This is a genomic window from Lachnoclostridium phocaeense, from assembly GCF_959599685.1.
Classification (GTDB): domain Bacteria; phylum Bacillota; class Clostridia; order Lachnospirales; family Lachnospiraceae; genus Claveliimonas; species Claveliimonas monacensis.
Map to the genome: position 1 here is coordinate 95,319 of NZ_CAUGIN010000004.1, position 25,291 is coordinate 120,609.

Sequence of the window (25,291 nt, forward strand, 5' to 3'; positions counted from 1 at the left end):
GAGGGTGCGCTATGGCAGTATTCATTCCAAGCGTTAAGCCAGAAGAATTTAATAACAGTTATGGAGAAATGAAGGTATATGAGGCACTTAGAACGCTGAGTGATCAGTATACGGTTTTCTATTCTTTAAGTTGGGTTGGGATAAACGAGAAGCGGACAGTAGGTGAAGCTGATTTTGTTATTGTACATCCGGCTAAGGGGATCTTTGTTATCGAGGTAAAATCCGGTGAGATAGAATATAAGAATGGCGAGTGGATTCAGACGAATACAAAGAGTGGTCAGTCTAAACGCATCGAGCCATATGTACAGGCGAGAAAAAGCCAGTTTGAGCTTCTTGACAGGTTAAATCAAGGAATACGGGATTTTCGGATTCCTATGATGTGTTATGGAGTATGGTTTCCGTCAATAGATATTAGCGAGGAGGCGACGCTTCCGCCAGAATCCCCGAAGGAAATCACTCTGGATAGGTTAAGCCTTGAAAATGCGGAGAAAGCTATAAATGATGCATTTGCATATTGGGCTGAAAAATACCGGCAGGTTAGCCTGGATCAGGCTCAGCTTCAGAAGGTAATAAATGTTCTGTGTCCGCACTTCCATGTTGTGCCGAGATTAAAGAACAAGATTGAAGAAATGGAAGAGACCTATATACAGCTTACACGGCAACAGGCGGCACTTTTGGATTTCCTTGAGGAGCAGAAAACGGCCGTAATTCATGGCCTTGCTGGAACAGGGAAAACTGTGTTAGGTGTTGAAAAAGCAAAGAGGTTGGCTGCACAGGACGAGCAGGTGCTGTTTCTTTGTTTCAATAGCTTCCTTCGGGGTGCGTTAAAGAAGAATAATGCTATTCCCAATGTAACATTTCATAATGCTCACTCGCTGGCCTATGAAATTATGGGCCAGTCAGATTCTCCGATTGAGGAAGTTCTGGAAGAATTTGAGGATTTTTTGGAAGAAGTGTTTGATGAGAAAAGCTGGGAATATTCAAATATCATAGTGGACGAAGGGCAGGATCTGGATGACCGGCTCCTGAACCGGTTATATGAGTTGGTCAAACAGAAGAATGGATGCTTCTATGTATTTTATGATCGAAACCAGTACATCATGAAAAATCAGCTGCCAAAGTGGATTGAAGATGCTGAATGCAGACTTGTTCTACATAAGAACTGCCGCAATACGGCTGAAGTGTTCAAGACTTCCTGTAGCATTATGGGATTGGAAAATGTAACTTACAATGAGGTTCATGGAGAAATCCCGGCGGTACGCTTTTATACAAGAAAGGACGAAGAAGAAAAGATTGTATCCGAGTTTATTAAGCGTGTTATGGATGCAGGATTAGATCCTTCAGATGTTGTAATTTTGACTGCGAAAACTATTGAGAGCTCATGGATTGATCAGGGAAAGAAATATGCGGGACATGAATTGTCCTGCGAAGGAGAACCGGGAAAAATATTGTTCACCACTATTCGCAAGTTCAAGGGGCTTGAGGCTGAAGTAATTCTGATTGTAGATGCACAGATGTCAGCACTGACAAATCTTGAGAACAGACGTCTGCTATATACCGGATCATCGAGAGCAAAGAATCTTCTTAACATTGCAATGTTAGAGGATATCGAGATGGGTGAATATGGAGATTATCTCAGGAACATTGCACCGGGAAGAAATGTTCCGAAGAATAAGAAGGGGCTGAAACGGCTCCTGAATGTGACGATGTAGGAGGACGCTATGATTTCTGATGAATTGAAAGAGACTATTGGTCGGATTAAAGCACAAGGGAAGATGTCTTTCCTTGAAAGTGCTACTGAGGAACAGATTGCCAAGTTTGAAAGGGAAAACGACGTTCGGCTTCCAGAAAAATATAAGGAGTGGTTACAATACTCCGATGGTGGTGATCTCTATTTACCTGCTGGAGTTCAGTTGTGTGGAGTAGCACACAAGCCGCTTATTGATTTAGAAGATTATGACAGACCTGATGATAATTTTATTGTTGTCGGAGCATTAGCTTCTGGCGCCCCCGTGCTTTTCAAGAAAAATGAAGAGAAGTTCTTCATTTATGATCATGAAAGCCAAGAGTTGGATGATGAACTTACTTATGATAACTTCTTTGCTTTGATAAATGACCTTTATGATTTGCTTGGGATAGGAGAGTGATTCTATGTCGAGAACAAGCATAAAGGAAAGAGATAAGGCAATAAGGAAAGCCTGGGAAAGAGAACAACAATTAGTCTTGGAAGGAACAGGTACAAGAGATTGGACGAAGGAACAACAAAAAGACATAATTGATCCGGACAAGGGGAAAGCCTACGATGATCAAGGCCGGGCATTTGAAGGGCAACACATAAAGAGCGCTGCTGAATATACGGAATTTCAAGGCAGTCCTGATAATATTCAGTTTCTTACAAGAGATGAACACTTGGAAGCTCATAAGGGAAGCTGGCAAAATCCTACAAATTGGTTCTATGATCCTGTTACGAAAGAATATCATGATTTCGGTGAGGAGGAGCTTGTTCCTTGCAAGATTATTGAGCTGTGTGATCCGATTGTTATGATTGAGGTCTTTGACCACCAAGGAGACAAGACAACTGATAAAGGGGAGACAACGAAAGTAGGTGGAAAAGAATAATCGGCTTCATCACTAATCGATCATCAAGATACAAACAATAAAAAAGCAAATGCAGAAAAAATACTACAAAATCAACAACCGCATCAAAAATACTAGGTGTTGCGAAAAGTCCAAAGAAAGAGAATGGATTTATTAAAGGCATTAAAACCATGGGGAGATTTATAGCTAATCACCCTGTAGAATCCATTGAAATAGCCGGTGTGGCAATTACAGGAACGATTAAAATAGTGTCAGCTGTTAGAGGGAGTCGTAATAAAAGTGGCGTGAGTAGGACTCATAATTCAGGAAGTGGAGCTACGAATACACCGAAAACTGATATTGCAGCCAAGGCTGCTGATATCGTAGAAAAGGCGACCAGAGCCGAAAATGATGTTTCAGGTCATAAACAACGATATCACACGAAAGACGGGGTAATATGGAAGGACAAAGCTCCATATCATAGAGGTGGAAAAGACAGCTAATAGACTAGCGGCCTCCGGCGATAAACCGGGAGCCATTATTTTTCTGTCAGTCTTTTTTATAGAAATCTGTCTCATATCCATCCGCTCGGAGTAGGATGTCCGGCATCCAGTCCGGGGCTCTCCCCATCTGTTCGCAGACGGCTTTCAAGTCAACGCAGGGATTACATTCGATGATCAGTTCATCATGGACGTGTCCAACGATAAAGCAATGGCGGAGGGCCTTCATAGCATAGCAGAAGATGTCGCGGCTGATAGCTTGGACGATATTTTTCACGAATTTCGGACCGTAGGATTCGATACGTTCCCACTTCTTTGTGGAGCCTACACCTTCATAGGTGACCGAGTCTCTGCTGAATTGATTGATGCCTATACGGGGTTCGCATAAGAAGGCCGACGGCCTGAAGGAAGCTGGATTAAGAGCATTTCGCTTTTGTAAAAGAACTTGATACTGCCACCTGCAATTTTGAATATAAACCCCATATCTTAAGCTATTGCGGTTGTACCAGGATAATATCTTCCGTCCATAAAGTATCTTTAACAAATAGTCCTGGTGCTGTATCTTCTGGGATTCCCTTTAGCATCAAAGCAGCTTTTGCCTGATCAAAAGCTGCTTTCAAATTTTCCCCAAAACCGATTGACACTATCATTTATTCCGATTGTGGCATCAACATGTTTGCTCTGTCTGTTCGCATTTTCAAAAGCTAAATCCCTGCTTGAAGCTCCATTAAAAGATTTGCAGGGATGTACAAGTCACATTATCAATTTGTGTACAAGAGATATTTGGGAAAGGCTTTAGAGGAAGAAAGTGTGTTTTTTCCAAAAACGAATCCATTCCATCAAAAACAAAAAAACATCAGTAAACTACTTGAAAAAATAATGGAATATGATAAAATGAATCAAAAGACAAGAACAGACGGAAAGCGGACAAGAAGGAGGAAGAAGTATGAGCCAGTCTATCACAGCGAAAATTCGGGAAAACACGGCTGATATCCTGAAGCAGGAAGGCCGGCCCCTGGCGATCCGGGAGATCAAGGAGCGCCTGGCAGGCAGGGGGATCACAGACTATCGCTCGGGACACCTGGCCGGAGGGTTAAAACAGCTCCTGGACATGCCGGGATACATATCTCCGGAGAGAGGACACTATCAGTATACAGGCGCGCCGGAGGAAGACTGGGACAGCGGAACGGTGTCCGGGCGCATGAGGCAGATGTACGAGCGGGTTGTGCGGGAATCATCAGATTTGTTGAATCAAGTGGACATCATTGATATCTCGGAGGAGGAGATGCAGCAGATCATGACCATGCGGGATGTGATCCGGGAGACGAAAAGCCTGATCGGAAAGATTGAACAGTGCTGCATCTGAATGCCGGTACAGACAAAATAGCACAGGCAAAACAGTGCAGACAAAACAGCGCAGACAGGAGAAGACATGGATAAAAGACAAGAAAATCTGGAAAATATGGACGCAGAGGAGCTGCGGGAATATATATATGAACTGAACGAGAGTGAGAGCGGAAAGCTGGGGCTGTCCTGGGACAGAGAGCGGGAGCCTGAGAAGATCGTGGAACAGTGCGGCGAGATGGTGCCGGTCCTTGAGGAGGTGCCGGAGAGAGACATTGTCCGGGATCCGGCCTTCCAGAACGACCTGCTGATCCAGGGGGACAATTTTCACAGCCTCAGTGTTCTGACCTACACCCACAGTGAGAAGATCGATCTGATCTACATAGATCCTCCCTACAATACGGGGAATGACAACTTTGTCTACAACGATCATTTTGTGGATGCGGATGACGGGTTCCGGCACAGCAAGTGGCTGAATTTTATGGAGAAGAGGCTGCGGCTTGCAAGGGATCTGCTGAAGGAGGACGGGTGTATCCTGATCTCCATCAATGAAAATGAGCTGTTCGTGCTCAAACTTTTGTGCGACCGGATTTTTAAGGAGAAAAATTACCTCACCACCTTCAGCGTGAAGGTGCGCCATGAGGACCGGATCCTGAAGGGGGACAAGGATTTCCATGAGGTGACAGAATTCCTGCTCTTTTACAGGAAATCCGACAAATTCCGGGTGAGCAAAAGGAGGGAGGACAACTCTTCCATTGAAAAATATGTGTACCGTGTGCAGGAGCTGACAGATGCGCCGGAGGAAGAGCGGATGGGAAGTAAGACGGTGTACAAATTCCGCCCGGACCAGTACAAGATCATCAAGGGAAAGCCCTCCGCAGATGCGCTCTCAGTGACCAATATCCGGGGATCGCTGAAAGAGGGAAACTCCTCTGGAAGATTTTTTATGGCCTATCTGAACGAGCGTTTTGAGTCGGAGGCAGGCTTCCTCTACAAGGTCATGGACATGGGGGCGGACGGCCTGGGATACCGGTATTTTACCATCCCGGAGCAGGGGAAGAACCGGAAGAACGGCGACTACTATCAGGGGCTGCCGGTGAACAGAAGCGCGGTCAAGGAATTCCCCTATCCCAATTTCCTGGATTTTGAGGTGGACTTCAACAACGTGGCCCGGGAGGGCGGCGTAGAGTTCCGGAACGGGAAGAAACCGGTGGAATTTTTAAAGTTCCTCTTTACCATGGGCGGACTGGAGGACAAGACGGAGGCGGTTGTGCTGGATTTCTTCGCGGGATCAGGAAGCACAGGCCAGGCGCTGCTTGAATTTAACAGAGAGCATGGCGGGAATAGAAAATTCATTCTCTGCACCAACAACGAGATCAGCAAGCAGACGGAGAAAAATTTCCGTAAGGAGAAGAGCCTGTCCAAAAAGCAGTTTGACGGGATGAAAGAGAAGAAAGATCCTGCGTGGCTGGACTATGCGGAGGAAAACGGCATATGCAGCTCGGTCACCTGGCCCAGGATGCAGAATGTCCTGCAAGGCTATGACGGGTATGAGCCGCTGGAGGGAAATCTTCTTTATTATAGAACGAACTTTGTGGGACTGTCCGGATCCAGGGACCAGCTTTACTATGACCTGACGGAGAAGTGTATCCCCATGCTCTGTGTAAAGGAGGGGACCCACGTGCTGAAGGAGGCGACGGAGGAATTCCGGATCTACACAGACGGAGAAGAAAAGGGGTATACCTGTGTATACTTTGATGTGTTCGGCATGGACTATGATCTGTTTGTGGAGCGGCTGGAGCAGCTGCAGGGACCGAAGGCCCTCTATATCTTTGCCCTGGGAGACCAGGTAGATGAGCGAGAGCTGATGGATGTGGAAGATTACCGGATAGAGCCCATCCCCTACAGGATACTGGAACTTTACAAAAAAGTGGTAAGATTGAGCAAGGAGTAAACGATACATGAAACAGGAAAAACCATACCAGGAAGAAGCCATAGATGATCTTCTGTATCAGGCCAGAGGCTGCCTGGACCGGGACCGGCAGAACACCATTGTCTTCCAGTCCCCTACCGGAAGCGGCAAGACCTACATGATGACCAGGTTTATCGGGGCGCTGGCCAGGGAGACGGAGAAGCCGGTCTGCTTTCTGTGGGTGTCCATCGGTGCGGGCAATCTCTATGAGCACAGCTTCCGGAGCGTGAAAAAGGAGATCGACCCGGCAGTCCAGTGCAGTCTTCTGGAAGACGAGTTTTTTGGCTCCAGGGACTCGATCAGGGAAAAGGAGCTGGTCTTTCTCAACTGGGAGAAGATCCGCAACAAGCGGGATGGAAAATTCACCAATGTGCTGATGAAGGAGAAGGATGAATACAATTTCCCGGAAGTCCTGGAAAATACCCGGACAAAGGGGATCCGGATCATCCTGATCATCGACGAGTGCCACAGGAGTGCGGGGACTCCCAGGGCGCTGGAGCTGCGGGACGAGATCATACGCCCCTTCCTGACCATTGAGATGAGCGCAACTCCGGGCTTCCTTAAAGAGGGGGCCGGTGTGACCATCCAGGTGCCGCCCCAGAAAGTGATCGATGCGGGCATGATCAAGAAGGAAGTGATCATCAACAAAGACCTGGAACAGATCATAGATGATGAGATCCACTCGGAGCGGCTGGTGCTGGAGAGCGCCTACCGGAAAAGGGAAGAGATCCGGCAGGAATTTGAGCGGATCCATGCCAGGGTCAATCCCCTGATGCTGATCCAGCTCCCCAACGCAGATGCGGGGGAGGAGAAAAAGAAGAGCGTTCTTCGCTTCCTGCGGGAGAAAGGAGTGCCGGATGACCGGATCGCCATCTGGCTCAGCGAGGAGAAGATCAACAGTGAGGAGGAGCTGCTGAACAAAAATACGAGCAGCGTGGATTTCCTCCTCTTTAAACAGGCCATTGACACGGGATGGGACTGCCCCAGAGCCCATGTGCTGGTGAAATTCCGGGAGACCTCCAGCGTGACGTTTGAGATCCAGACCGTGGGGCGTATCCTGCGGATGCCGGAGGCAAGATCCTACGACAATGAACTGCTGGATGCAGCCTATGTGTACACCAACATCCAGTCCATTATCATCAAGAAGGAAGAGTACCAGCCCAACATACTGAAAAATCTGACTTCCCGCCGGATCAGCGGCTACCGGGATATCAGCCTGCCTTCCTACTACAGGAACAGAGTGGATTTTGGGGATATTACAGGCCATTTCGGGCTGTTTTATGAGAAGGCTTTCTGCCTTTTCTTTGACATAGAGCAGGCGGACAGGGCTGCGGGGAAAATGCCGGACTGTGAAGCGTGCAGGGAAAAAATGGCCGCAAAAGGTATTGAGTTTGACACCAAACGGCTGGACAGCATCATCCACGATCTCACCATCCATGCCCAGGATATTGACAGAGGGCAGAGGATCGACATGGCGGACACGCTGCATATTACCTATTCGGACAGCGATCTCCAGCAGGCCTATGAGGCGGTGCTGGCCAGGAATTTCCACGGATTTGCCCCGAAGCGGTCCATGGGAAATGTGAAGCAGGCGGTCATCAAGACTTTTCGCCTCTACCTGGGCATCAGCCCGGCAGGCGGAGGCATTGAGATGATGCAGAGGATCGTGGTGGCCAACCAGGCTGTCTTTTCCAGGATCATCAGCGATGCGGTGCTGGAGTTCAGGCGGTTCAAAGAAGAGGAGATCAAGAGAAAGACAGAAGGCAGGTGGAATGAAGAGTGGCAGATCCCCCTATCCAGAAATTATAATCCGGAGATGGTGAGGGAGCTCCCGGCGTCTCTGTCTGTCATGCAGCCGCTGTATCTGCCCTTGAATGGGAAAAAAGAGCCGGATATGCTGGAGGTGGATTTTATCCGCTATCTGGAGACAAAGAAGGAGAGTGTCCTCTGGTTCTGGAAAAACGGGGATGAACATATGGAGAGCAATTTTGGCATCCGCAGAGAGGACGGCCGCACTTTCCAGCCGGATTTCATCGTCCGGTTCCGGGACGGGCGGACCGGTATCTTTGACACAAAAGATGTGAGCCACAACAAGGAGGATCATGTGCAGAAATCCGATGCTCTCTACAAATATATCGCAGAGGGCAGATATGAGGGGAAGGATCTTGTGGGAGGCATTGTGGTCAGAGACCAGAGCGGACAGTTCTGGTACTATATGCAGCCCCAGTACAAAGGATTTGATGAGGAACCCCAGATGTGGAAGCGGATGGAAGACTTATTTACACATTAGAAGAAAGAAGCGAAGGCACATCAGTATGCCTTCGCTTCTTCTCTTGTGAGCCAGAAATGGATCCCTGTGGTGGAGTCCATCCACCGGTCCTCGTTGAAGTCCGGCACCTCCACCCACTGGCCTTTGCGGTAGACGAAATTTTCGTCCACCAGAGACCAGGCCTCATCGTATTCCTCCGTGTAATCAAAGCTCTTGATGGTGAGGACTTTGGCCTTGCTGCAGCGGCAGGAATTCAGTGTGGCGGAGGTGCGCTTGGCATCCGCCGGGATGAGGAGCTGCACAAGACGGTTGTTGAAGCATTTTTTATATCCAAGGAAAGCGCCTTTTTCCGGACAGTAGAGGCGGAAAAATTTTGTGTCTTCGTCAGAAATGATGCCGGATAAGTTGGCGTGTTCCAGGACTGCGCTGAACAGGTTGGCCCCGGAAATGTCAGCTCCGGACAGATCATCGTACCGCATGGCAGCTCCCTTCAGATTGGCATGGCGGAAACTGGTCCCCCGAAAACTGCAGTCGTCGAAGAGGGCATTTTCCACGGCGCAGCCCTGCATATCTGCCCCGTCGAAGGAGACGTGGTGAAAACTGGACAGGGAGAAATCCGTCCGGGACAGATCCCATCCGGACAGGTCCGCGTCCCACATCTCGATCTCCCGGAGATCCAGAAGCTCGCCCTCTTTTCTTTTTTCTAATTTTTCCTTTAATTCGTCTGTTGTCATTGTGGTCATATATCTTCCTCCTCCCCTGGAAGTTTTTCTGAATCCAGTATAGCACATCCGGGTAAGGGCGGCATCTTTTTTCGGCAGAAGAGCTTTTGCCGGGCGGCAAGGTTGCGATTGCAGTTTTCTGAGGTATGCTATATAATTTTCACATAGTGGTAATTCTAGAAAAACACCTTCCCGAAAAAGCCCTGAGGGCTTTCTGATCCGGGGGAGAACAGGAGGAGACAGGTGAATCAGGATTGGGAAAAATGGGGCCGGGATATCCGCAATATTGTGCAGGATGCCGTGGACTCCCAGGATTTTCAGAGGCTGAATGAGACCATTTCAAATACAGTCAATGACGCGATCTTTAACTTGCGGCAAAATATCCGCCGAGGCCCCGGAGGCCCGCAGCAGTGGGGACCCGGCCGCAGATATGAGCGCAGGCAGGAGGAAAAGCCGGTTCTGTTTGCAAAGAAAGGCGGCACTTCCCTGGCGGGGGCGGCTCTTCTTACAGTGGGCTTTCTCTTTACGTTTTGCTGCGTGGGCGCCATCATTGCCGGAGTTGTGTCTGTTATGATGACAGGTTTTGGAGCCGTGGAGGCGGGGGCGTTCTTCGTGCTTGCCTGCCTGACAGCTGCCGGTGTCTGGATCTTCTGCAAGGGAAAAGGCATGCGCGGACGGGCAAAACGCTTCCGGAGATATGTAGAGGCGCTGCGTGGCCGGGCCTACTGTAATATATCCGACATTGCCGAAAGGACCGGGGAAAAGCCCAAGCGGATCGTGAAGGACCTGCGGAGAATGATAGCGGACCGGTGGTTCCTCCAGGGACATCTGGATGAGCAGGATGCCTGCCTGATCGTGACAGACGCGGCTTACGATGAGTACAGAAGGATCCGGCAGCTGCGGGAGGAACAGCGGCAGGCGGAGGCGGAGCGGCAGCAGGCCAGAGCCAGACAGCAGGCGGAAGAGAAGCGGGAACAGGAGAATGCCGGATATGCGCCGGAGGTACAGCGGGTCATCGAAAAGGGCAGATGGTATGTGAATAAGATCCGGGAGTGCAATGATGCCATTCCCGGGGAGGAGATATCCCGCAAGATCGACCGCATCGAACTGCTTGTGCGCCGCATCTTCGAGCGGGTGGAGGCGGACCCGGAGGCAGTGGATGACATCCGTAAGCTGATGGAGTATTACCTGCCCACCACAGTCAAACTGCTGGAGGCCTACGAGCAGCTTGACGCCCAGCCGGAGGCGGGAGAGAATATCCGTCAGGCAAAGGAAGAGATCGAGAAGACGCTGGATACGTTAAATACTGCATTTGAGAAACTGCTGGACAGTCTTTTTGAGGATGTGGCCTGGGATATCAGCTCGGACATCTCCGTGCTGGAGACCATGCTGGCCCAGGAGGGACTGACAGAAGACGGATGGAAAAGAAAGGAATAGACTATGAGCGATGGATTTACAGCGATGACAGGACAGACCATGGAAGTGCAGGGCAGCACCCCGGAGGCAGCCCTCACTGAAGAAGAGCGGGAGATGGCAGCGCAGTATGCGCAGCAGATCGATCTTTACGACTCCGGAGCTGTGCTCCAGTACGGGGCCGGCGTGCAGAAAAAGATGGCGGATTTTTCCGAGAAAGCGCTGGAGAATGTGCGCACAAAAGATCTGGGAGAGATAGGGGACCTTTTGTCCGGCGTGGTCACGGAGCTGCGGGATTTTGATGAGGAAGAGACAAAAGGATTCTTTGGCTTCTTCAAGAAGAGCGCCAACAAGGTGACGGCGCTGAAGGCCAAGTATGAGAAGGCGGAGGCCAATATCTCCAAGATATGCGGGACACTGGAGGGCTATCAGAGACAGCTCCTCAAAGATGCGGCTATCCTGGATAAGATGTATGAGCAGAACCTGGAGTATTTCAAAGAGCTGTCCCTCTACATCGCGGCCGGGAAAAAGAAGCTGGAGGATACAAGGAACGTGCAGCTTCCGGCTCTTGTGCAGAAGGCGGACAGCACCGGACTTCCGGAGGACATCCAGGCGGCCAGGGATCTGGAGGCCATGTGTGAGCGCTTTGAAAAGAAGGTCCATGACCTGGAGCTGACCAGGATGATCGCCATCCAGACAGCGCCCCAGATACGGCTTGTCCAGAACAACGACACCCAGATGGTGGAGAAGATCCAGTCCACTATTGTCAACACAGTGCCCCTGTGGAAGAGCCAGATGGTGCTGGCCCTGGGAGTAGAGCACTCTGCCCAGGCGGCCCAGGCACAGCGGGAAGTGACGGACATGACAAATGAGCTGCTGAAGAAAAAAGCGGAACGGCTGAAGATGGCCACCATAGAATCTGCCCGGGAGTCGGAGCGGGGGATCGTGGATATGGAGACGTTGAAGTCCACCAATGAAGCCCTCATCTCCACCCTGGACGAGGTGATGAAGATCCAGCAGGAGGGCCGCGAGAAGCGCCGCGCTGCCGAGGAGGAGATCGGCCGCCTGGAGGGAGACCTGAAGGCGAAGCTGCTGGAGATACGGAACTAGTTTTACTTTTTCGCTTTACAGGGGCAAAATTTCGCTATATACTGATGGGACAGGAAAAAGAAGAAAGGAAAAGAGATACATGGAATTTTTACATGCAGCAGGCAGCGCTGTGGTGAATCTGATCGAGGCTGTCTACAGCCTGCTCTGGGGCGATATCATTACGCTTCCCCTCCCGGGAGGCGGTACACTGGGACTGTCGATCCTGGTGCTCATCCTTGTCCCGGCCGGAGTTTACTTTACTGTAAGGACGCGTTTTATGCCCTTCCGCATGTTCCCGGAGATGCTCCGGGTGACTATGGAAAAGCGAAATGTCTCAGATGAGAAGGCGATCTCCGGCGTCCAGGCCCTCATTGTCTCCACAGCGACCCGGGTAGGCATGGGCAATCTGGTAGGAGTGGTGGCGGCCATCTCCGCAGGAGGCGCAGGAGCGGTCTTCTGGATGTGGGTCATTGCCCTTCTCGGGTCCTCCACGGCTTTCGCGGAGGCCACCCTGGCTCAGATCTATAAAGAAAAAGACCCGCTCTACGGCGGATACAGGGGTGGGCCGGCCTACTATATACACAACTTATTTATCACGAGAAGAGGGAGCAAAAGGAAGAAATCCGTGGTGGCAGTGCTGTTTGCCATCTCCGGACTTCTGTGCTGGTGCGGAGTCAGCCAGGTGATCGGCAACTCCGTATCCTCCGCTGTTGACAATGCTTTTGGCATTCCGCCCCTCTACTCCACCATTGTCCTTGTCATTCTGGCGGCGGTCATCGTACTGCGCAGGAATGCCACGGTCAAGGTGCTGGATATCATGGTGCCGGTGATGGCAGGCCTCTATCTGCTGATCACGGTGTATGTGATCCTGACAAATATAGGCGCGCTCCCAGGCGTGTTCCAGCGGATCTTCGCTGAGGCTTTCGGCTTCAGGCAGGTGGCCGCAGGAGGCTTCGGGGCCGTCCTTATGAATGGTGTGAAGCGGGGACTTTTCTCCAATGAGGCGGGCTCCGGGTCTGCGCCCTGTGCCGCCGCTGCAGCGGACATCAGCCATCCGGCAAAGGAGGGGCTTTTGCAGGCTCTGGGTGTGTTCATTGACACCCTTGTGATCTGCAGCTGCACTGCGATGATCATGCTCCTCACTCCTGAGAGCATGACAGCCGGGCTGGAGGGCATGGATCTTCTGCAGACGGCCATGAGATATCACCTGGGTGAGTTCGGTGTCATTTTTACGGCGGTGATCCTGTGGCTGTTCAGCTTCTCCACTTTTATCGGCATCCTTTTTTACTCCAGGTCCAATATTGCCTATCTGTTCGGGGACAACTGGGCCTCCCAGACGGCCTACAAGATCCTGGCTCTTATCATGCTTTTTGTGGGAGGAATGGCGGCCTACACCTTTGTGTGGGATATGGGAGATGTGGGAGTTGGCCTGATGACCATCTTCAACATGATCGCCCTCATCCCACTGGCCGGTGAGGCGGTCCGCTCTCTTAAGGACTATGAGTCCCATAAAAAATAGCCCTGCGGCCTGTAAGACCGCAAGGCTGTAGTGATGGCGGGACAAGGGAAGGATTACAAAATGACTTCCATCCCCACTTTCTGTTCTTTCAGACCGCAGGAGCGGTAGAATTTCATGGCGCTCTCGTTGCAGCTCCAGACATTCAGGGTGACATTGTAACATCCATGTTCCCTGGCAAAGTCGAGAACTGCATGGTAGAGCGTCTTTCCTATATGTTCTCCCCGCAGGGTTTCCTCTACACAGAGATCATCGATGTACAGGGTCTTGATATCGGTCAGGATGTGGCTGTCTGTGTGCTGCTGGAATATGCAGAAGGCGTATCCCTGCAGGCAGTCATTGTCGTCTACAGCGGCCAGGATAGGGCGCTTTTCATCTCGCAGGATCTCTTTCAGCTCTTCGTCCGTGTACTTGCTTTTTCCATATTTAAACAGGTCCGGCCTTCCCTTGTGGTGGACCAGGGCTACCTGTGCCAGCAGGCTGTGGATTCTCTCTATGTCTTTTTCTTCTGCCATACGTACTCTCATGGTGCAACGCTCCCTTTCTCTGTTTGTTTTATGGATATCCCCTTGGTAAGAGACACTAATAAAAGTGTAACACATTTTATAAAGAAAAACATAAAATTCTCATGTCCGTATCAGAAAATACGGTTCAGGACAGCGTGCGGCGGTTCAGAAGAAAGACAAGGACAGCCATAGGAACGCAGAGAAGAAGAACCGGGTAGAAGAGTCTCACATCCACGCTGCCGTAGAGGAGGCCGCCCAGCATAGGGCCCAGGGTCATACCCAGGTCCAGGCCGATGTAGTAGGTGCTGTTGCCCAGCCCGGCGTGTTCCCTGCCGGCGATCACAATGGCGCGGGACTGGCAGACAGAGCTCATAATGCCGTAGCCGCCCGCCATCAGAACAGCTGCAACGCACATGGGCAGGTCACTTTTCATCAGCGCCAGCAGGAGGATGGAGAGGAAGGCGCAAAGGGAACTGCCGGCAAAAAAGACAGAGAAGCGCAGGCGGTCAAAAAGATCCCGCATAGTGAAGCGCAGGATCAGAAGGGCTGCAGCATAAATAGGAAAGAACAGGCTGACTGTGACAGGCAGATTCCGGGTCTCTGTGTACCGCACAATAAAAGACTGGGTGGCGCAGTAGGGGATGGAAAACAGCATGATGATCAGGGCGATGGGGAGGACTTTAGGTTCCACAATCTGCAGCTTTTTTCTGGCGGCTTCCCCGGGGGTCCTGTCTGTATCTTTGCCGGGCCCGGGGGAGGCGGGGCGCAGGATGGGCTCGCCCCTGTCGGATACGAACTGGATCAGGACAAGAGACAGGCCTGTAAAAACAGCGGCTACAATAAAGGAGATGCGGTAGCCAAGTGTCTGGTAGAGCACCACGCCGATGGAGGGGGCCACAGCCATGGCCAGTGCGTTCATCATACCGTATATGCCCATGCCGGAGCCGATCTTCTCAGGCGGAAGCAGGAGGGACATCCAGGTGGACATGGAGCTGGAGCAGAGGGCAAAGCCGACGCCGTTTATGATCCGGAAGAACAGCACCATCAAAGGATTGACGGACAAAAGATAGCCTGCGCAGGCGACGGTCATAAACAGAAGCCCTGCCATGGACAGGCGGTATTTGCTGATCCGGTCAATGAAACTTCCCATAACAGGGCGGCAGAAAAGAGAGCACAGGTTCATCATGCCGCCCACGATGCCCATAAAGGCCGCGCCGGCACCGAGAGTCTCGGAGAACCCTGTGATAAGCGGAGTCACGAGCATGGGGCTTGCGAAATAGAAAAAGCCGGATGCCAGAAGAAGCAGGATATTTATTGACAGCATGGAATGTTTCATAGATATTTCTCCCTTCTATATCGGTCATTCCGCAGTATGCGGATAACAGTCTGGAAACCATTAACAAGCCTACTCCTGTTGGGGAGGATTTGTCAATGGGAGTGCTTTCTTCTATATAATATGCGGAAGCAAGGCCTGGTTAAAATCTAAAAAAAGTATAAAAAACCTCAAAAATATCGACGATTTTATAGTTCTGGATTATATTATTAAAAACTTAACTATTAAGTTTTTTAAATATAACTTCTGAGACAGAGACAAAGAGGTGAATGTTGATATGAAATGTCAGTTTTGCAATACAAATGAATCCGACCGGATCTTCTATACGAATTACATGGGTGCCCTCTACCAGATCCCTGTGTGCGAGGGCTGTCTGCATCGGATGTGGCAGCTTGCAGTCCTTAAGATCCGGCTTCAGGAGGCGGCAAACCAGGAGAACTATGAGGAGGCAGCCCGGCTGCGGGACGACATAGCCTCCATGGAAAGGGAGGTGTGCTCCCATGAAAGTTAATCTGGAAGTGTACAGTCAGAGGGGTCTGCAGATCACAGACCGCGCTGTGGATGTTCTGGCACAGGAAGGATTTGACCCGGTATATGGGGCCAGGCCGCTGCGCCGGGCGATCCAGTCCGCTCTCCAGAACAAGGTGGCGGATAAACTTCTTGAAGAAGACTTTGATGCGGAGCGCATCATTGTCGTGGATGCGGAAGGAGAAAAGATCTGTCTGACTGTATCCGGGGAGGAAAGCCCGGTTCAGGAAAAACAAGAAGAACAATTAGAGAAGGCTTAGAAGATAAGGACTTAAAAAATAAGAACAGCCCGGCGGGCTGTTCTTATTTTTTGTCCTTTTGTCCCAGAGAGCAGGAGAGCTCATTTAAGGAAGTGAGGAGCTCAACCAGCTGGCGCATGTTATCCTCCCCGAACTGCAGAAGAAGTTCCTCCCAGGCCTGGTTATATTTTTCGGCAGAGCGGCGGGCGGCACTGACACCCTCCGGGGTAGCGCTGATGGAGATCTTCCGGCGGTCCTGGGGGTCGATCTCCCGGACAATATAATTTTTCTTTTCCAGTGTATTCAGGATGTAGGAGACAGCCGGCTTGGAGATCCGGAGGCGCTCCTGCATCTTTGGCACGTTCAGGTTCGTGCAGGACTTTTCGCTGCAGCTGCAGCCTCCCAGTATATCTCTGAGGATGGCCATCTCGTTCATCTGCATTTCACAGGCCAGCGAAAAGGAGGCTTCCAGTTTTTTAAAACACATCATAGAAGAAAAAAATTGTTCCTGCAGCTTATTGTCCATATAAACTCCTTAAATAGTAAATGTTTAACAATTGTACAGACAAAGTATAGCCCAGTTCCAGGCAGATTTCAAGGAAATGGAAGTCTTTTTCGTTGATTTACTCTATAAGAGGAGTTACAATAGGATGCGGCGAAAAGCGACGAGCGTACCGTGAGCAATGATAAAGATAGGTTTGGAGACAGAAAATGGGAATAGATTACAACAGAGCCAGGGAAGTTTTTGAAAAGTATCTGGATGGATACGACAGGAGTGACGGGAAAGTAAAGCTGAAGATCACCCACACATACGGCGTGGTGGCCCAGAGCACAGCGCTGGCAAAGCGCATGGGGCTGGGGGAGGAGGACGCGCAGCTGGCCAGGATGATCGCGCTGCTCCATGACATTGGCCGGTTCGAGCAGCTGAAGCGATTTGACAGCTTCCTGCCAGAGACCATGGACCACGCTGCCTACGGGGCAGAACTCCTTTTTGAGGATGGGATGATCCGCAAGTTTCTCCCGGAAGACACATGGGACGGCATTATCCGGACTGCCATAGAGAAGCACAGTGACTATGTGCTGGAGGGAGTGGAGGATCCCCGCACCCTCCTTCACGCCAGACTGATCCGGGATGCGGACAAGCTGGACAACTGCAGGGTAAAGCTGGAAGATCCCCTGGAGACATTTGCGGGAGGCACGGCGGAGGAGATCGGCGCACAGAAGATCTCGCCAAAGGTCAAGGCAGATGTGCTGGCGGGAAAATGTATCCGCTCCTCGGACAGAGTGACGCTGATGGACTTCTGGGTTTCCTATGTGGCCTATTTTTATGACCTCAATTTCCGGGAAAGTCTGGACATTGTGGAAGAACAGGACTATGTGAGACGGATCGTTGGGCGCATCCCCTACTCCGACCAGGAGACAGAACATGCCATGGAGGAGATAGAAAGAGCGCTGACAGCCTATGTCCAGACCCACGGGAGAAATTAAATAAGAATACAGAGGGAGAGTCTACGAGAGGGAACAGTTATGAAGTTTGAACCAAAAGAGGATATAAAGAGGATTATTGTTGTCTGCATAGCGGCAGTCATTATGGCACTGAACATCAAATCATTTGTCCGGACAGGAGGCCTCTATCCGGGCGGCGCCACAGGGCTGGCGCTTCTGATACAGAGAGCGGGGGACATGTTTTTTCATGTGGAGATCCCCTACACGGTAGTCAACGTGGCGCTGAACGCGGTTCCGGTCTACATCGGCTTCCGCTATATAGGGAAGAAGTTTACCCTGTATTCCTGCCTGATGATCGTGCTCACCAGTGTGCTGACCGATATCCTGCCCGGATATGTGATCACCTATGACACGCTTCTTATCAGTATTTTCGGCGGACTGATCAACGGGTTTGTGATCAGTCTGTGCCTCCACATGAACGCCACCACAGGAGGGACAGACTTTATCGCCATCTTTCTGTCAGAGAAGAAGGGCATCGACTCCTGGAATATGGTGCTGGGTCTGAATGTGCTGATCCTGGCGGCGGCAGGCGTTCTGTTTGGATGGGATAAGGCGCTGTACTCGATCATCTTTCAGTACACGTCCACCCAGGTCCTGCACATGCTCTACAAGAAATACCAGCAGGAGACCCTGCTTGCAGTGACCAACAAAGCGGAAGAGGTGTACGAGGCCATCTTTGCCACGACGAACCACGGCGCCACGATCATCGAGGGGCAGGGGGCCTATGAAGACCGGGAGAGGAAGATTGTGTACTCCGTGGTCTCCAGCGCTGAGAGCAAAAAAGTGATCCAGGCCATTAAGCAGGCAGATCCCCATACCTTTATCAATATCATGAAGACAGAGCAGGTGTCGGGGAAATTTTACCAGAAGCCAAACGAGTAGCAAAGTCCGGCAGCCTGTGCAGATAATGCAAAATAAGAAAAATATCAGATAAAGATTTCCATATTCCTTTATATTACAATTGTCCCAGACAGAACGAGAAGACATTTTATTTCCAGGAGGGAAGAAAAATATGAAGGAATTAACACAGGAAAAAATCCAGAACGCGATAAACAATTTTAAGTTTGAAGGGACATTGACAGACTGCAGGCCTTACGGGAGCGGACACATCAACGACACATATCTGCTCTCCTATTCCATCGGTGAGATGGGAAGGCTGAAAGTGATCCTCCAGAGAATGAACAGCGAAGTCTTTACAAAGCCGGCGGAGCTGATGGAGAACATTATCAACGTCACCACCTACCTGAAGGAGCGGATCGCGGAGAACGGGGGAGACCCGGAGAGAGAGACACTGAACGTGATCCCTGCAAAGGATGGAAAACCTTACTATAAAGACGAGGATGGGAACTACTGGAGATCCTACAAGTTCATCACCGGCGCAACCAGCTATGATAAAGTAGAAAAGCCGGCAGACTTCTACCAGAGCGCCGTGGCATTTGGAAATTTCCAGCGTCTTCTGGCAGATTTCCCGGCAGAGACACTCCATGAGACCATCGAGGGATTCCACGACACAAGAGCTCGCTTTGCCGTGTTCGAGCAGGCTGTAAAGGACGACGTGATGGGCCGGGCCGCGACTGTGGAAAAAGAGATCGAGTTTGTCCGTGCCAGGGAGAAATCCATTGCCAATTATTTCAGCGAAATGCAGGAGAAGGGCGAGCTGCCCCTGCGTGTCACACACAATGACACAAAGCTGAACAACATTATGATCGACGACAAGACAGGAAAGGGCATCTGTGTCATTGACCTGGATACGGTTATGCCGGGCCTGGCCATGAATGATTTCGGTGACTCTATCCGCTTTGGGGCCAGCACCGCTGCCGAGGATGAGAGGGATTTAAGCCTGGTGTCCTGCAGCATGGAACTGTTTGACATCTATGCGAGAGGTTTCATCGAAGGATGCGGCGGCAAACTGACAGAGCGTGAGATCCTGGAGCTTCCCATGGGAGCCAAAACCATGACTTACGAGTGCGGCATGCGCTTCCTTACAGACTATCTTCAGGGTGACACCTACTTCAAGATCCACAGAAAAGACCACAATCTGGACCGGTGCAGAACCCAGTTTAAACTGGTGGAGGACATGGAGCAGAAGTGGCACACTATGCAGGCTATTGTGAGAAAGTATATGTAGGCGGGGCTTGCAGAGATTTCTCCGGAAAATTTTGATAAATAAAACAGGTATTAACTATGCATAAATGACAGGCGTGTTTATGTGGGTTAATACCTGTTTTTTTATGTGTATTTTGTATATTGACTCCGGAAAAAGGGAGTGTTATAGTTTTCCATATCTATAACAGGCGGAATGTTTCAAATCGCCTGGTCAGTTTGGTCCGCTTTTCTACAGAGCGGATGCACTTCGGAATTTTCTGGCAGAATCTGCCACAGGTTCCATTTGACGAAAACAACAACCAAAAAGGAGGTATGCTTATGGGGAAAAGCAGTACGGCTGTTAATCACTGGATGCGGGACAGGGGCAGATTTGCGGATCTGTTCAATGGAGTCGTTTTTGGCGGAGAGCAGATTGTCAGGCCGGAGGAGCTGGAGGAGGCACGGGGAGAGTCGGATATTCTCGTACCGGACAAGGGGGAGAAAGAGAGGCAGGTACAAAGGTACCGGGATATTGTTATGCAGTGGAAGAAAGGTCCCTATTTGGCCATGCTGGCCTGCGAGAGCCAATCCGGCATCCATTATGCCATGCCGGTCCGCAATATGCTCTATGACAGTCTCTCTTATACAGAACAGATTCGCCGGATTCGTCAGAACAACAGAGGAAAAGCGGGGGTGGGGAAAATGACAGGGGAAGAGTTTCTATCCGGCATGCGCAAAGAGGACAGAATCTGCCCTGTCATTACACTTGTGTTGTACTACGGGGAGGACGAGTGGGACGGCAGCAGGAATCTCTATGATATGTTTCCGGAAGGATGGAAAGAACAGATTTGGAAAATGCTGGAAAAGTATGTGCCGGATTACCGTATCAATCTGGTGGATGTGGGAAAAATCGGGAAGATTGAAAAGTTTACCAGTGATTTACAGCTCATTTTCGGTATGCTAAAATATAGGGAAGATATGGGAGAACTTCAAAAATACGTGGATAGACACAGGGAGTATTTTCAGAATGTAGACGTGGATACCTACCGCGCAGTAAGAGAACTGCTGCATGCAGGAAATGTGATGGAAGGCATGAAAGAAGGGTACGACAGAAAGGAGGGAACGGTGAACATGTGTAAAGCATTGGATGATCTGTACCAGAAGGGCGTTGACAACGGAATGGAACAGGGAATACAGGCGCTTGTGGAGATCTGCCGGGAGCTGGGGCAAACACGGGAAGTGACAGAGAAGAAAGTGTGCGAAAAGTTTACAGTTTCCCAAGAGAAGGTTCGGGAGTGCATGGAAAAGTACTGGGCCTGAGACAAAAGAGAATGAGAAGAAAGGGCTGGTGTACACTCTGGAGCAGAACAGTTTCCAGGCGTATCCGGCCTTTACTTGTTTGCGCCGAAAAACAACACTAGTCATACACTGCCTATATCTGCTATACTATTAGAGGAGACCATACATGATATGGTAGACGCAGAAAGGAGAGACGGAAGATCATGGCAGTAAGAGGAAGCGTGTTGTTATACAATTTTACAGATAAAGCAAGAACAGATAAAGTGAAATTTATTTTCGTACTCATGGGTATTAAGATCCGGAGTGTGGAGAAGGAGGACTACCTGCAGCCGGTCGGCGCTCTGTCGGGAGTGGCCGGAATGGAGAGGAGCGGGGATGTCTACGAGGGGGAAGGCTTTGGAGAGGAGATGCTGGTCATCTGCAACCTGACAGACGCCCAGATGAACCAGATGCTGGCCTACTTTCGCAAGGAGGGGATTCAGATTCCTCTGAAGGCGGCCCTGACGCCCACCAACATGAACTGGAATTCCCTGGAACTTCACGATGAGCTGGTGCGCGAGCATGAGGCGGTCCAGAAGCAGATCCGGGAACAGAAAGAGCAGAAAAAAGAGTGATGATAGAGACAGAGAGAAATTCAGAAAAAAATGAGATCATCCTGGATGGAGCGCAGTACAGGCGGGAGCCGGAAGGTATCCTGCTGGAGCGGGCGGCGGACACAGAGGAGATCCGCATTCCAGATGAGATAGAGGGGGAGCCGGTCCGTTGGGCGGCTCCCTACGCCTTTGCGCGGACCCGAGCCAGTGAGATCCGCCTGCCGATTGGCATGGAGAAAATAGGAAACTACAGCTTTTACAGGTGTTTCGGGCTGCGAATGCTTTCCTTCTCGGATGCCCTTGTGGATGTGGGATCGGGAGCCTTCAATGGGTGCGCCCTGCGGGAGATCCGGATCGACCACTACCGGGGAGAGAAATCTTCTCTGAAATTCCTTGCGGATGAACTGAGGTATGCCCTCTACGTGACGTTGCGCTATCACAGGGAGGACGGCAGAGTGGATGAGGCCAGGCTTTTGTTCCCGGAGCATTACGAGGAGGCGGTGGAGAACACACCGGCCCGGATCGTGGAGACCCACTATCACGGGTCCGGCGGGGATTACCGTCAGTGCTTTTATAACCGGGAGCTGCAGTTTGCGGAGTATGATCGGCTTTTTCCAAGAGCGGTGGCCGAGGAGAGCCAGGAGGACGCCCTGCAGCTGGCGGCCCTGCGGCTCTGCTGGCCCTACAAGCTGGCGAAGGAGGCGGCGGACAGATACGAAGCGTATCTGCGGGAGCACATGTCCTGCGTGGGGAAGGTCTATGTAGAAAGACAGGACATGCATATGCTGCGGTTTTTCGGGCAGGCCGGATACTGGGATCAGGAGGGGCTGGATGCGGCTGTCGATGCGGCAGCGGGAAACAAGGAGACAGAGATACTGGGCTTTCTCATGGATGAGAGAAGGCGGCTGTTTCCAAAGAAGAAAAAGGTGTTTGAACTATGAGAGACCAGAGGGAAAAGCAGCAGGCTGCAAGTGAACAGCTGGCCGGGATCGGCAGGGATATCCTGGTCCTTACGAGAAATGAGCTCTATCTGAACATGCGGTTCCTGGATGTGGTCCTCTCCGGCTTTTCCTATGTGATGGATCTGTCGGCGGAGCCGGCGGCCACGGACGGATTTGTCATCTATTATCATCCGGGGCGCATAGGCGGACTCTACAAGGAGAACAGAGTGGACATGTGCCGGCTGTACCTGCACATGGTGCTCCACTGCCTGTTCCGCCACCTCATCGGGAGGGACGGCAGGGACAGAAGACTGTGGGATCTGGCCTGCGACATAGCGGCTGAATCTATCACGGACAGTATGTATATACGGACTGTGAGAAGAGGGAAATCCTGGCTGCGCCAGGAGACGTACCGGAAGCTGAGAGAAGAGATGAAGGTGCTGACTGCGCAGAAGATCTACGGAAGCCTGGAGCGGTGGGATCTGCCGGAGCGCAGGCTGGCAGACCTGGAGAGAGAATTTTTTGTGGACAGCCACCAATACTGGCCGGAGGATGAAGACCGGGAGAGAAAGCAGGAGATCGAGAACCGTTGGCGGGACCAGAGCGAACGGCTGGAGACCGAGATGGAGACATTCTCAAAGGAGGCCTCCTCTTCGGCGGGGGATCTGCTGGGCCAGGTGAAGGTAGAAAATAAGGAGCGATTTGACTATCGGGAATTTCTGCGGAAATTTGCGGTCCTCAAAGAGGAGATGTCCATTGACCAGGACTCCTTTGACTATGTGTTTTACAGCTACGGTCTGTCTCTGTACGGGAACATGCCCCTCATTGAGCCCCAGGAGTGGAAGGAGACGAAGAAGATCGAAGAGTTTGTGATCGTCATCGACACCTCCATGTCCTGCTCCGGGGAACTGGTGAAAAAGTTCCTGGAGGAGACTTACGGGGTCCTGAGTGAGCAGGACAGCTTCTTTCACAAAGTGAACATCCATATCATCCAGTGTGATGACACAGTCCAGTCGGACCGGAAGGTCACCTGCCGGGAAGAACTGCGGGAGTATATGGACCAGCTGGAGCTCAAGGGGGAGGGAGGGACCGATTTCAGGCCTGCCTTTGCCTATGTAAATGAGCTGCTTGAGAGGCATGAATTCCAGCAGCTGAAGGGACTTATCTATTTCACAGACGGGCAGGGGATCTACCCGGCAAAAATGCCTCCTTACGAGACAGCCTTTGTCTTCCTGGAGGAGGACTACGAGGACAGGGACGTGCCGCCCTGGGCCATCAAACTGGTTCTGGAGGAAGAAGAGATCGAGAATATGTCCGGCGGAAAGTCGGAAGAAAAAGGAGATACAGCATGGATATAAAGAGAGCCAAACAGGAAATTAAAGACTCCATAGAGGCATATCTGAAAAAGGACGCCTATGGGGAGTATATGATCCCGGCTGTCCGGCAGAGGCCCATCCTTCTCATGGGCCCGCCGGGCATAGGTAAGACGCAGATCATGGAACAGATCGCCAGAGAGTGCGGGATCGGGCTTGTGTCCTACACCATCACCCACCACACCCGGCAGAGCGCCATCGGCCTTCCCTTTATCCGGGAGAAGGTCTATGGCGGAAGGACCTATTCTGTCACAGAGTACACCATGAGCGAGATCATAGCCTCAGTCTACGATAAGATGGAGGAGACCGGCCTTGCGGAGGGCATCCTTTTCATCGATGAGATCAACTGTGTCTCCGAGACGCTGGCCCCGGCCATGCTCCAGTTCCTCCAGTGCAAGATGTTTGGGAACCAGAAAGTGCCGGAGGGGTGGATCATCGTGGCAGCAGGCAACCCGCCGGAGTACAATAAGTCTGTCCGGGAGTTTGACACAGTCACGCTGGACCGGATCCGGCGCATTGACGTGGAAGAAAATTATGGGGTCTGGAGAGAGTACGCCTACCAGGCGGACATCCACCCGGCTATTCTGTCCTACCTGGAGCTGCGGAGAGACTATTTCTACAGGATGGAGACCACGGTGGACGGCCGCATGTTCGCCACCGCCAGAGGCTGGGAAGATCTGTCGGAGTTCCTGAAGGCCTGCGAGGCTGTGGGAAAGAAGGCGGACCGGGAGGTGGTGCACCAGTATATCCAGCACTGGAAGATCGCCAAAGATTTTGCCAATTATCTGGAGCTGTTTGCAAAATATAAAAAGGACTACGGTCTTGAGAAGATCCTGGAGGGACAGTACAGCGGGGATATGCTGGAGAAACTGAAGTTCGCCTCCTTTGATGAGAGGCTCAGCGTAGTGGGGATGATACTGGGAAAACTTTCCGGGTTGTTCCGGGACAGCTACCTGGCTGACCGGTACGTGACAAAACTGTTTGACTGTCTGAAAGAATACAAAGCCTGTGGCAGTCTCGCAGAGGCGGCCGGGGCGGCGGCAGAGCGCTATGAGAACCTGCGACGCGCCGGACAGCTCACCAGAGAGGCGGACCACATGCTGCGGCAGGTGAACGACACGCTGGACCGGTATCAGCAGCTTCTGAAGGAAGAGCGCCTGACAGCCGCGGACCAGGCGGAGGCGGCTTTTGAGCGGGTGCGCAGCGAGTTTGAGAAGGAGACCCGGAAGCGGGAGGAACTTCTGGAGCGGACCGGCCGGGCTCTGGACAATGCGTTCTTTTTTATGGAGGATGCCTTCGGCGACAGCCAGGAGATGGTGTCCTTTGTGACAGAGCTCAACACCAACTACTACAGCATCCAGTTTCTGAAAGAAAATGACTGTGACATGTACTACAAGTACAACAAGCGTCTTCTTGTGGATGAGCAGCGGGAGAAGCTGCTGGAGAGGATGGATGAGGCGGAAGACATGCTCCGGGAATGAGAGAG

The 25,291-nt window shown here is 51.3% G+C and carries 24 protein-coding genes and 1 pseudogene; 20 read left to right on the forward strand and 5 right to left on the reverse strand.

Going from position 1 to position 25,291, the window contains the following annotated elements:
• Nucleotides 1-11: 11 nt before the first annotated feature.
• The 4 genes from Q5911_RS02945 to Q5911_RS02960 all read left to right on the forward strand — a co-directional run bounded on the left by Q5911_RS02945 (nt 12) and on the right by Q5911_RS02960 (nt 3,080).
• The gene (locus Q5911_RS02945) at nt 12-1,712 is read left to right on the forward strand and encodes a nuclease-related domain-containing DEAD/DEAH box helicase (protein WP_303180844.1); all 1,701 of its coding nucleotides are present in this window, start codon (nt 12-14) and stop codon (nt 1,710-1,712) included.
• 9 nt (nt 1,713-1,721) lie between these two features.
• Nucleotides 1,722-2,147, forward strand: coding sequence for an SMI1/KNR4 family protein (locus Q5911_RS02950; protein ID WP_303180847.1), 426 nt, complete (start codon nt 1,722-1,724; stop codon nt 2,145-2,147).
• A gap of 4 nt (nt 2,148-2,151) precedes the next feature.
• Nucleotides 2,152-2,619, forward strand: a complete 468-nt coding sequence (locus tag Q5911_RS02955; RefSeq protein ID WP_303180850.1) for a hypothetical protein — start codon at nt 2,152-2,154, stop codon at nt 2,617-2,619.
• 149 nt (nt 2,620-2,768) lie between these two features.
• A complete protein-coding gene (locus Q5911_RS02960; protein WP_303180852.1) occupies nt 2,769-3,080 on the forward strand; it encodes a hypothetical protein in 312 nt (103 codons plus the stop codon).
• A gap of 46 nt (nt 3,081-3,126) precedes the next feature.
• On the opposite strand, the pseudogene Q5911_RS14900 reads toward Q5911_RS02960, so the two are convergent.
• Nucleotides 3,127-3,527: pseudogene (locus tag Q5911_RS14900) on the reverse strand (hypothetical protein); the annotation flags it as partial.
• Between the two features lie 496 nt (nt 3,528-4,023).
• Here Q5911_RS14900 and Q5911_RS02970 point away from each other — a divergent pair.
• From Q5911_RS02970 to Q5911_RS02980, 3 genes are all read left to right on the forward strand, one after another.
• On the forward strand, nt 4,024-4,443 hold the full coding sequence (locus Q5911_RS02970; protein ID WP_303180855.1) for a hypothetical protein: 420 nt from the start codon (nt 4,024-4,026) through the stop codon (nt 4,441-4,443).
• 66 nt (nt 4,444-4,509) lie between these two features.
• Nucleotides 4,510-6,375 carry a site-specific DNA-methyltransferase gene (locus tag Q5911_RS02975; RefSeq protein WP_226394459.1) on the forward strand — a complete coding sequence of 622 codons (1,866 nt, stop codon included), beginning with the start codon at nt 4,510-4,512 and terminating at the stop codon, nt 6,373-6,375.
• A 7-nt stretch (nt 6,376-6,382) separates the two neighbouring features.
• Nucleotides 6,383-8,683 carry a DEAD/DEAH box helicase gene (locus Q5911_RS02980; protein WP_303180858.1) on the forward strand — a complete coding sequence of 767 codons (2,301 nt, stop codon included), beginning with the start codon at nt 6,383-6,385 and terminating at the stop codon, nt 8,681-8,683.
• Nucleotides 8,684-8,703: 20 nt separating this feature from the next.
• Here Q5911_RS02980 and Q5911_RS02985 read toward each other — a convergent pair whose 3' ends face one another.
• On the reverse strand, nt 8,704-9,405 hold the full coding sequence (locus Q5911_RS02985) for a pentapeptide repeat-containing protein (protein WP_303180861.1): 702 nt from the start codon (nt 9,403-9,405) through the stop codon (nt 8,704-8,706).
• 222 nt (nt 9,406-9,627) lie between these two features.
• On the opposite strand from Q5911_RS02985, the gene Q5911_RS02990 reads away from it, so the two are divergent.
• The 3 genes from Q5911_RS02990 to Q5911_RS03000 all read left to right on the forward strand — a co-directional run bounded on the left by Q5911_RS02990 (nt 9,628) and on the right by Q5911_RS03000 (nt 13,405).
• A complete protein-coding gene (locus Q5911_RS02990) occupies nt 9,628-10,821 on the forward strand; it encodes a 5-bromo-4-chloroindolyl phosphate hydrolysis family protein (protein WP_303180864.1) in 1,194 nt (397 codons plus the stop codon).
• A 3-nt stretch (nt 10,822-10,824) separates the two neighbouring features.
• Nucleotides 10,825-11,907, forward strand: coding sequence for a toxic anion resistance protein (locus tag Q5911_RS02995; RefSeq protein WP_331591557.1), 1,083 nt, complete (start codon nt 10,825-10,827; stop codon nt 11,905-11,907).
• A gap of 79 nt (nt 11,908-11,986) precedes the next feature.
• Complete coding sequence (locus Q5911_RS03000) at nt 11,987-13,405, forward strand: alanine/glycine:cation symporter family protein (RefSeq protein WP_303180866.1); 1,419 nt, start codon at nt 11,987-11,989, stop codon at nt 13,403-13,405.
• Nucleotides 13,406-13,458: 53 nt separating this feature from the next.
• Here Q5911_RS03000 and Q5911_RS03005 read toward each other — a convergent pair whose 3' ends face one another.
• Together Q5911_RS03005 and Q5911_RS03010 are read right to left on the reverse strand one after the other, a co-directional pair.
• Complete coding sequence (locus tag Q5911_RS03005; RefSeq protein WP_076780328.1) at nt 13,459-13,929, reverse strand: GNAT family N-acetyltransferase; 471 nt, start codon at nt 13,927-13,929, stop codon at nt 13,459-13,461.
• A 124-nt stretch (nt 13,930-14,053) separates the two neighbouring features.
• Nucleotides 14,054-15,244, reverse strand: coding sequence for an MFS transporter (locus Q5911_RS03010; protein ID WP_303180870.1), 1,191 nt, complete (start codon nt 15,242-15,244; stop codon nt 14,054-14,056).
• A 274-nt stretch (nt 15,245-15,518) separates the two neighbouring features.
• Between Q5911_RS03010 and Q5911_RS03015 the strand changes: the two genes are divergently transcribed.
• Nucleotides 15,519-15,752 (forward strand): UvrB/UvrC motif-containing protein, encoded by a 234-nt coding sequence (locus Q5911_RS03015; RefSeq protein WP_303180873.1) that lies wholly within the window; start codon nt 15,519-15,521, stop codon nt 15,750-15,752.
• Nucleotides 15,742-16,029, forward strand: coding sequence for a hypothetical protein (locus tag Q5911_RS03020; RefSeq protein WP_303180876.1), 288 nt, complete (start codon nt 15,742-15,744; stop codon nt 16,027-16,029). Before Q5911_RS03015 ends, Q5911_RS03020 begins: the two co-directional genes overlap by 11 nt.
• 43 nt (nt 16,030-16,072) lie before the next feature.
• Here the strand turns inward: Q5911_RS03020 and Q5911_RS03025 are convergent, their stop codons facing one another.
• Nucleotides 16,073-16,534 carry a MarR family winged helix-turn-helix transcriptional regulator gene (locus tag Q5911_RS03025; RefSeq protein ID WP_076780334.1) on the reverse strand — a complete coding sequence of 154 codons (462 nt, stop codon included), beginning with the start codon at nt 16,532-16,534 and terminating at the stop codon, nt 16,073-16,075.
• 191 nt (nt 16,535-16,725) lie between these two features.
• Between Q5911_RS03025 and Q5911_RS03030 the strand changes: the two genes are divergently transcribed.
• The 8 genes from Q5911_RS03030 to Q5911_RS03065 all read left to right on the forward strand — a co-directional run bounded on the left by Q5911_RS03030 (nt 16,726) and on the right by Q5911_RS03065 (nt 25,286).
• Nucleotides 16,726-17,496, forward strand: coding sequence for an HD domain-containing protein (locus Q5911_RS03030; protein WP_303180938.1), 771 nt, complete (start codon nt 16,726-16,728; stop codon nt 17,494-17,496).
• 39 nt (nt 17,497-17,535) lie between these two features.
• A complete protein-coding gene (locus Q5911_RS03035; RefSeq protein ID WP_076780336.1) occupies nt 17,536-18,396 on the forward strand; it encodes a YitT family protein in 861 nt (286 codons plus the stop codon).
• Nucleotides 18,397-18,526: 130 nt separating this feature from the next.
• Nucleotides 18,527-19,642 carry a phosphotransferase enzyme family protein gene (locus tag Q5911_RS03040; protein WP_226394451.1) on the forward strand — a complete coding sequence of 372 codons (1,116 nt, stop codon included), beginning with the start codon at nt 18,527-18,529 and terminating at the stop codon, nt 19,640-19,642.
• Nucleotides 19,643-19,938: 296 nt separating this feature from the next.
• The gene (locus tag Q5911_RS03045; RefSeq protein ID WP_303180880.1) at nt 19,939-20,919 is read left to right on the forward strand and encodes an Rpn family recombination-promoting nuclease/putative transposase; all 981 of its coding nucleotides are present in this window, start codon (nt 19,939-19,941) and stop codon (nt 20,917-20,919) included.
• A gap of 182 nt (nt 20,920-21,101) precedes the next feature.
• Complete coding sequence (locus Q5911_RS03050; protein ID WP_076780340.1) at nt 21,102-21,512, forward strand: DUF3783 domain-containing protein; 411 nt, start codon at nt 21,102-21,104, stop codon at nt 21,510-21,512.
• Entirely contained in the window at nt 21,512-22,432 is a 921-nt protein-coding gene (locus tag Q5911_RS03055) for a leucine-rich repeat domain-containing protein (protein WP_303180940.1), read from the forward strand. The genes Q5911_RS03050 and Q5911_RS03055 overlap by 1 nt, the downstream gene beginning before the upstream one ends.
• Nucleotides 22,429-23,790, forward strand: coding sequence for a vWA domain-containing protein (locus Q5911_RS03060; protein ID WP_303180883.1), 1,362 nt, complete (start codon nt 22,429-22,431; stop codon nt 23,788-23,790). The genes Q5911_RS03055 and Q5911_RS03060 overlap by 4 nt, the downstream gene beginning before the upstream one ends.
• On the forward strand, nt 23,781-25,286 hold the full coding sequence (locus tag Q5911_RS03065; RefSeq protein ID WP_303180886.1) for an AAA family ATPase: 1,506 nt from the start codon (nt 23,781-23,783) through the stop codon (nt 25,284-25,286). Before Q5911_RS03060 ends, Q5911_RS03065 begins: the two co-directional genes overlap by 10 nt.
• The last annotated feature ends 5 nt before the right edge of the window (nt 25,287-25,291 follow it).

Excerpts from the sequence above, each read along its gene's own strand:
- Q5911_RS02945 (WP_303180844.1), top strand. The coding sequence starts at position 12 with ATGGCAGTATTCATTCCAAGCGTTAAGCCAGAAGAATTTAATAACAGT.
- Q5911_RS02950 (WP_303180847.1), top strand. The coding sequence starts at position 1,722 with ATGATTTCTGATGAATTGAAAGAGACTATTGGTCGGATTAAAGCACAA.
- Q5911_RS02955 (WP_303180850.1), top strand. The coding sequence starts at position 2,152 with ATGTCGAGAACAAGCATAAAGGAAAGAGATAAGGCAATAAGGAAAGCC.
- Q5911_RS02960 (WP_303180852.1), top strand. The coding sequence starts at position 2,769 with ATGGGGAGATTTATAGCTAATCACCCTGTAGAATCCATTGAAATAGCC.
- Q5911_RS02970 (WP_303180855.1), top strand. The coding sequence starts at position 4,024 with ATGAGCCAGTCTATCACAGCGAAAATTCGGGAAAACACGGCTGATATC.
- Q5911_RS02975 (WP_226394459.1), top strand. The coding sequence starts at position 4,510 with ATGGATAAAAGACAAGAAAATCTGGAAAATATGGACGCAGAGGAGCTG.
- Q5911_RS02980 (WP_303180858.1), top strand. The coding sequence starts at position 6,383 with ATGAAACAGGAAAAACCATACCAGGAAGAAGCCATAGATGATCTTCTG.
- Q5911_RS02985 (WP_303180861.1), bottom strand. The coding sequence starts at position 9,405 with ATGACCACAATGACAACAGACGAATTAAAGGAAAAATTAGAAAAAAGA.
- Q5911_RS02995 (WP_331591557.1), top strand. The coding sequence starts at position 10,825 with ATGAGCGATGGATTTACAGCGATGACAGGACAGACCATGGAAGTGCAG.
- Q5911_RS03000 (WP_303180866.1), top strand. The coding sequence starts at position 11,987 with ATGGAATTTTTACATGCAGCAGGCAGCGCTGTGGTGAATCTGATCGAG.
- Q5911_RS03005 (WP_076780328.1), bottom strand. The coding sequence starts at position 13,929 with ATGAGAGTACGTATGGCAGAAGAAAAAGACATAGAGAGAATCCACAGC.
- Q5911_RS03010 (WP_303180870.1), bottom strand. The coding sequence starts at position 15,244 with ATGAAACATTCCATGCTGTCAATAAATATCCTGCTTCTTCTGGCATCC.
- Q5911_RS03015 (WP_303180873.1), top strand. The coding sequence starts at position 15,519 with ATGAAATGTCAGTTTTGCAATACAAATGAATCCGACCGGATCTTCTAT.
- Q5911_RS03020 (WP_303180876.1), top strand. The coding sequence starts at position 15,742 with ATGAAAGTTAATCTGGAAGTGTACAGTCAGAGGGGTCTGCAGATCACA.
- Q5911_RS03025 (WP_076780334.1), bottom strand. The coding sequence starts at position 16,534 with ATGGACAATAAGCTGCAGGAACAATTTTTTTCTTCTATGATGTGTTTT.
- Q5911_RS03035 (WP_076780336.1), top strand. The coding sequence starts at position 17,536 with ATGAAGTTTGAACCAAAAGAGGATATAAAGAGGATTATTGTTGTCTGC.
- Q5911_RS03040 (WP_226394451.1), top strand. The coding sequence starts at position 18,527 with ATGAAGGAATTAACACAGGAAAAAATCCAGAACGCGATAAACAATTTT.
- Q5911_RS03045 (WP_303180880.1), top strand. The coding sequence starts at position 19,939 with ATGGGGAAAAGCAGTACGGCTGTTAATCACTGGATGCGGGACAGGGGC.
- Q5911_RS03050 (WP_076780340.1), top strand. The coding sequence starts at position 21,102 with ATGGCAGTAAGAGGAAGCGTGTTGTTATACAATTTTACAGATAAAGCA.
- Q5911_RS03055 (WP_303180940.1), top strand. The coding sequence starts at position 21,512 with ATGATAGAGACAGAGAGAAATTCAGAAAAAAATGAGATCATCCTGGAT.
- Q5911_RS03060 (WP_303180883.1), top strand. The coding sequence starts at position 22,429 with ATGAGAGACCAGAGGGAAAAGCAGCAGGCTGCAAGTGAACAGCTGGCC.
- Q5911_RS03065 (WP_303180886.1), top strand. The coding sequence starts at position 23,781 with ATGGATATAAAGAGAGCCAAACAGGAAATTAAAGACTCCATAGAGGCA.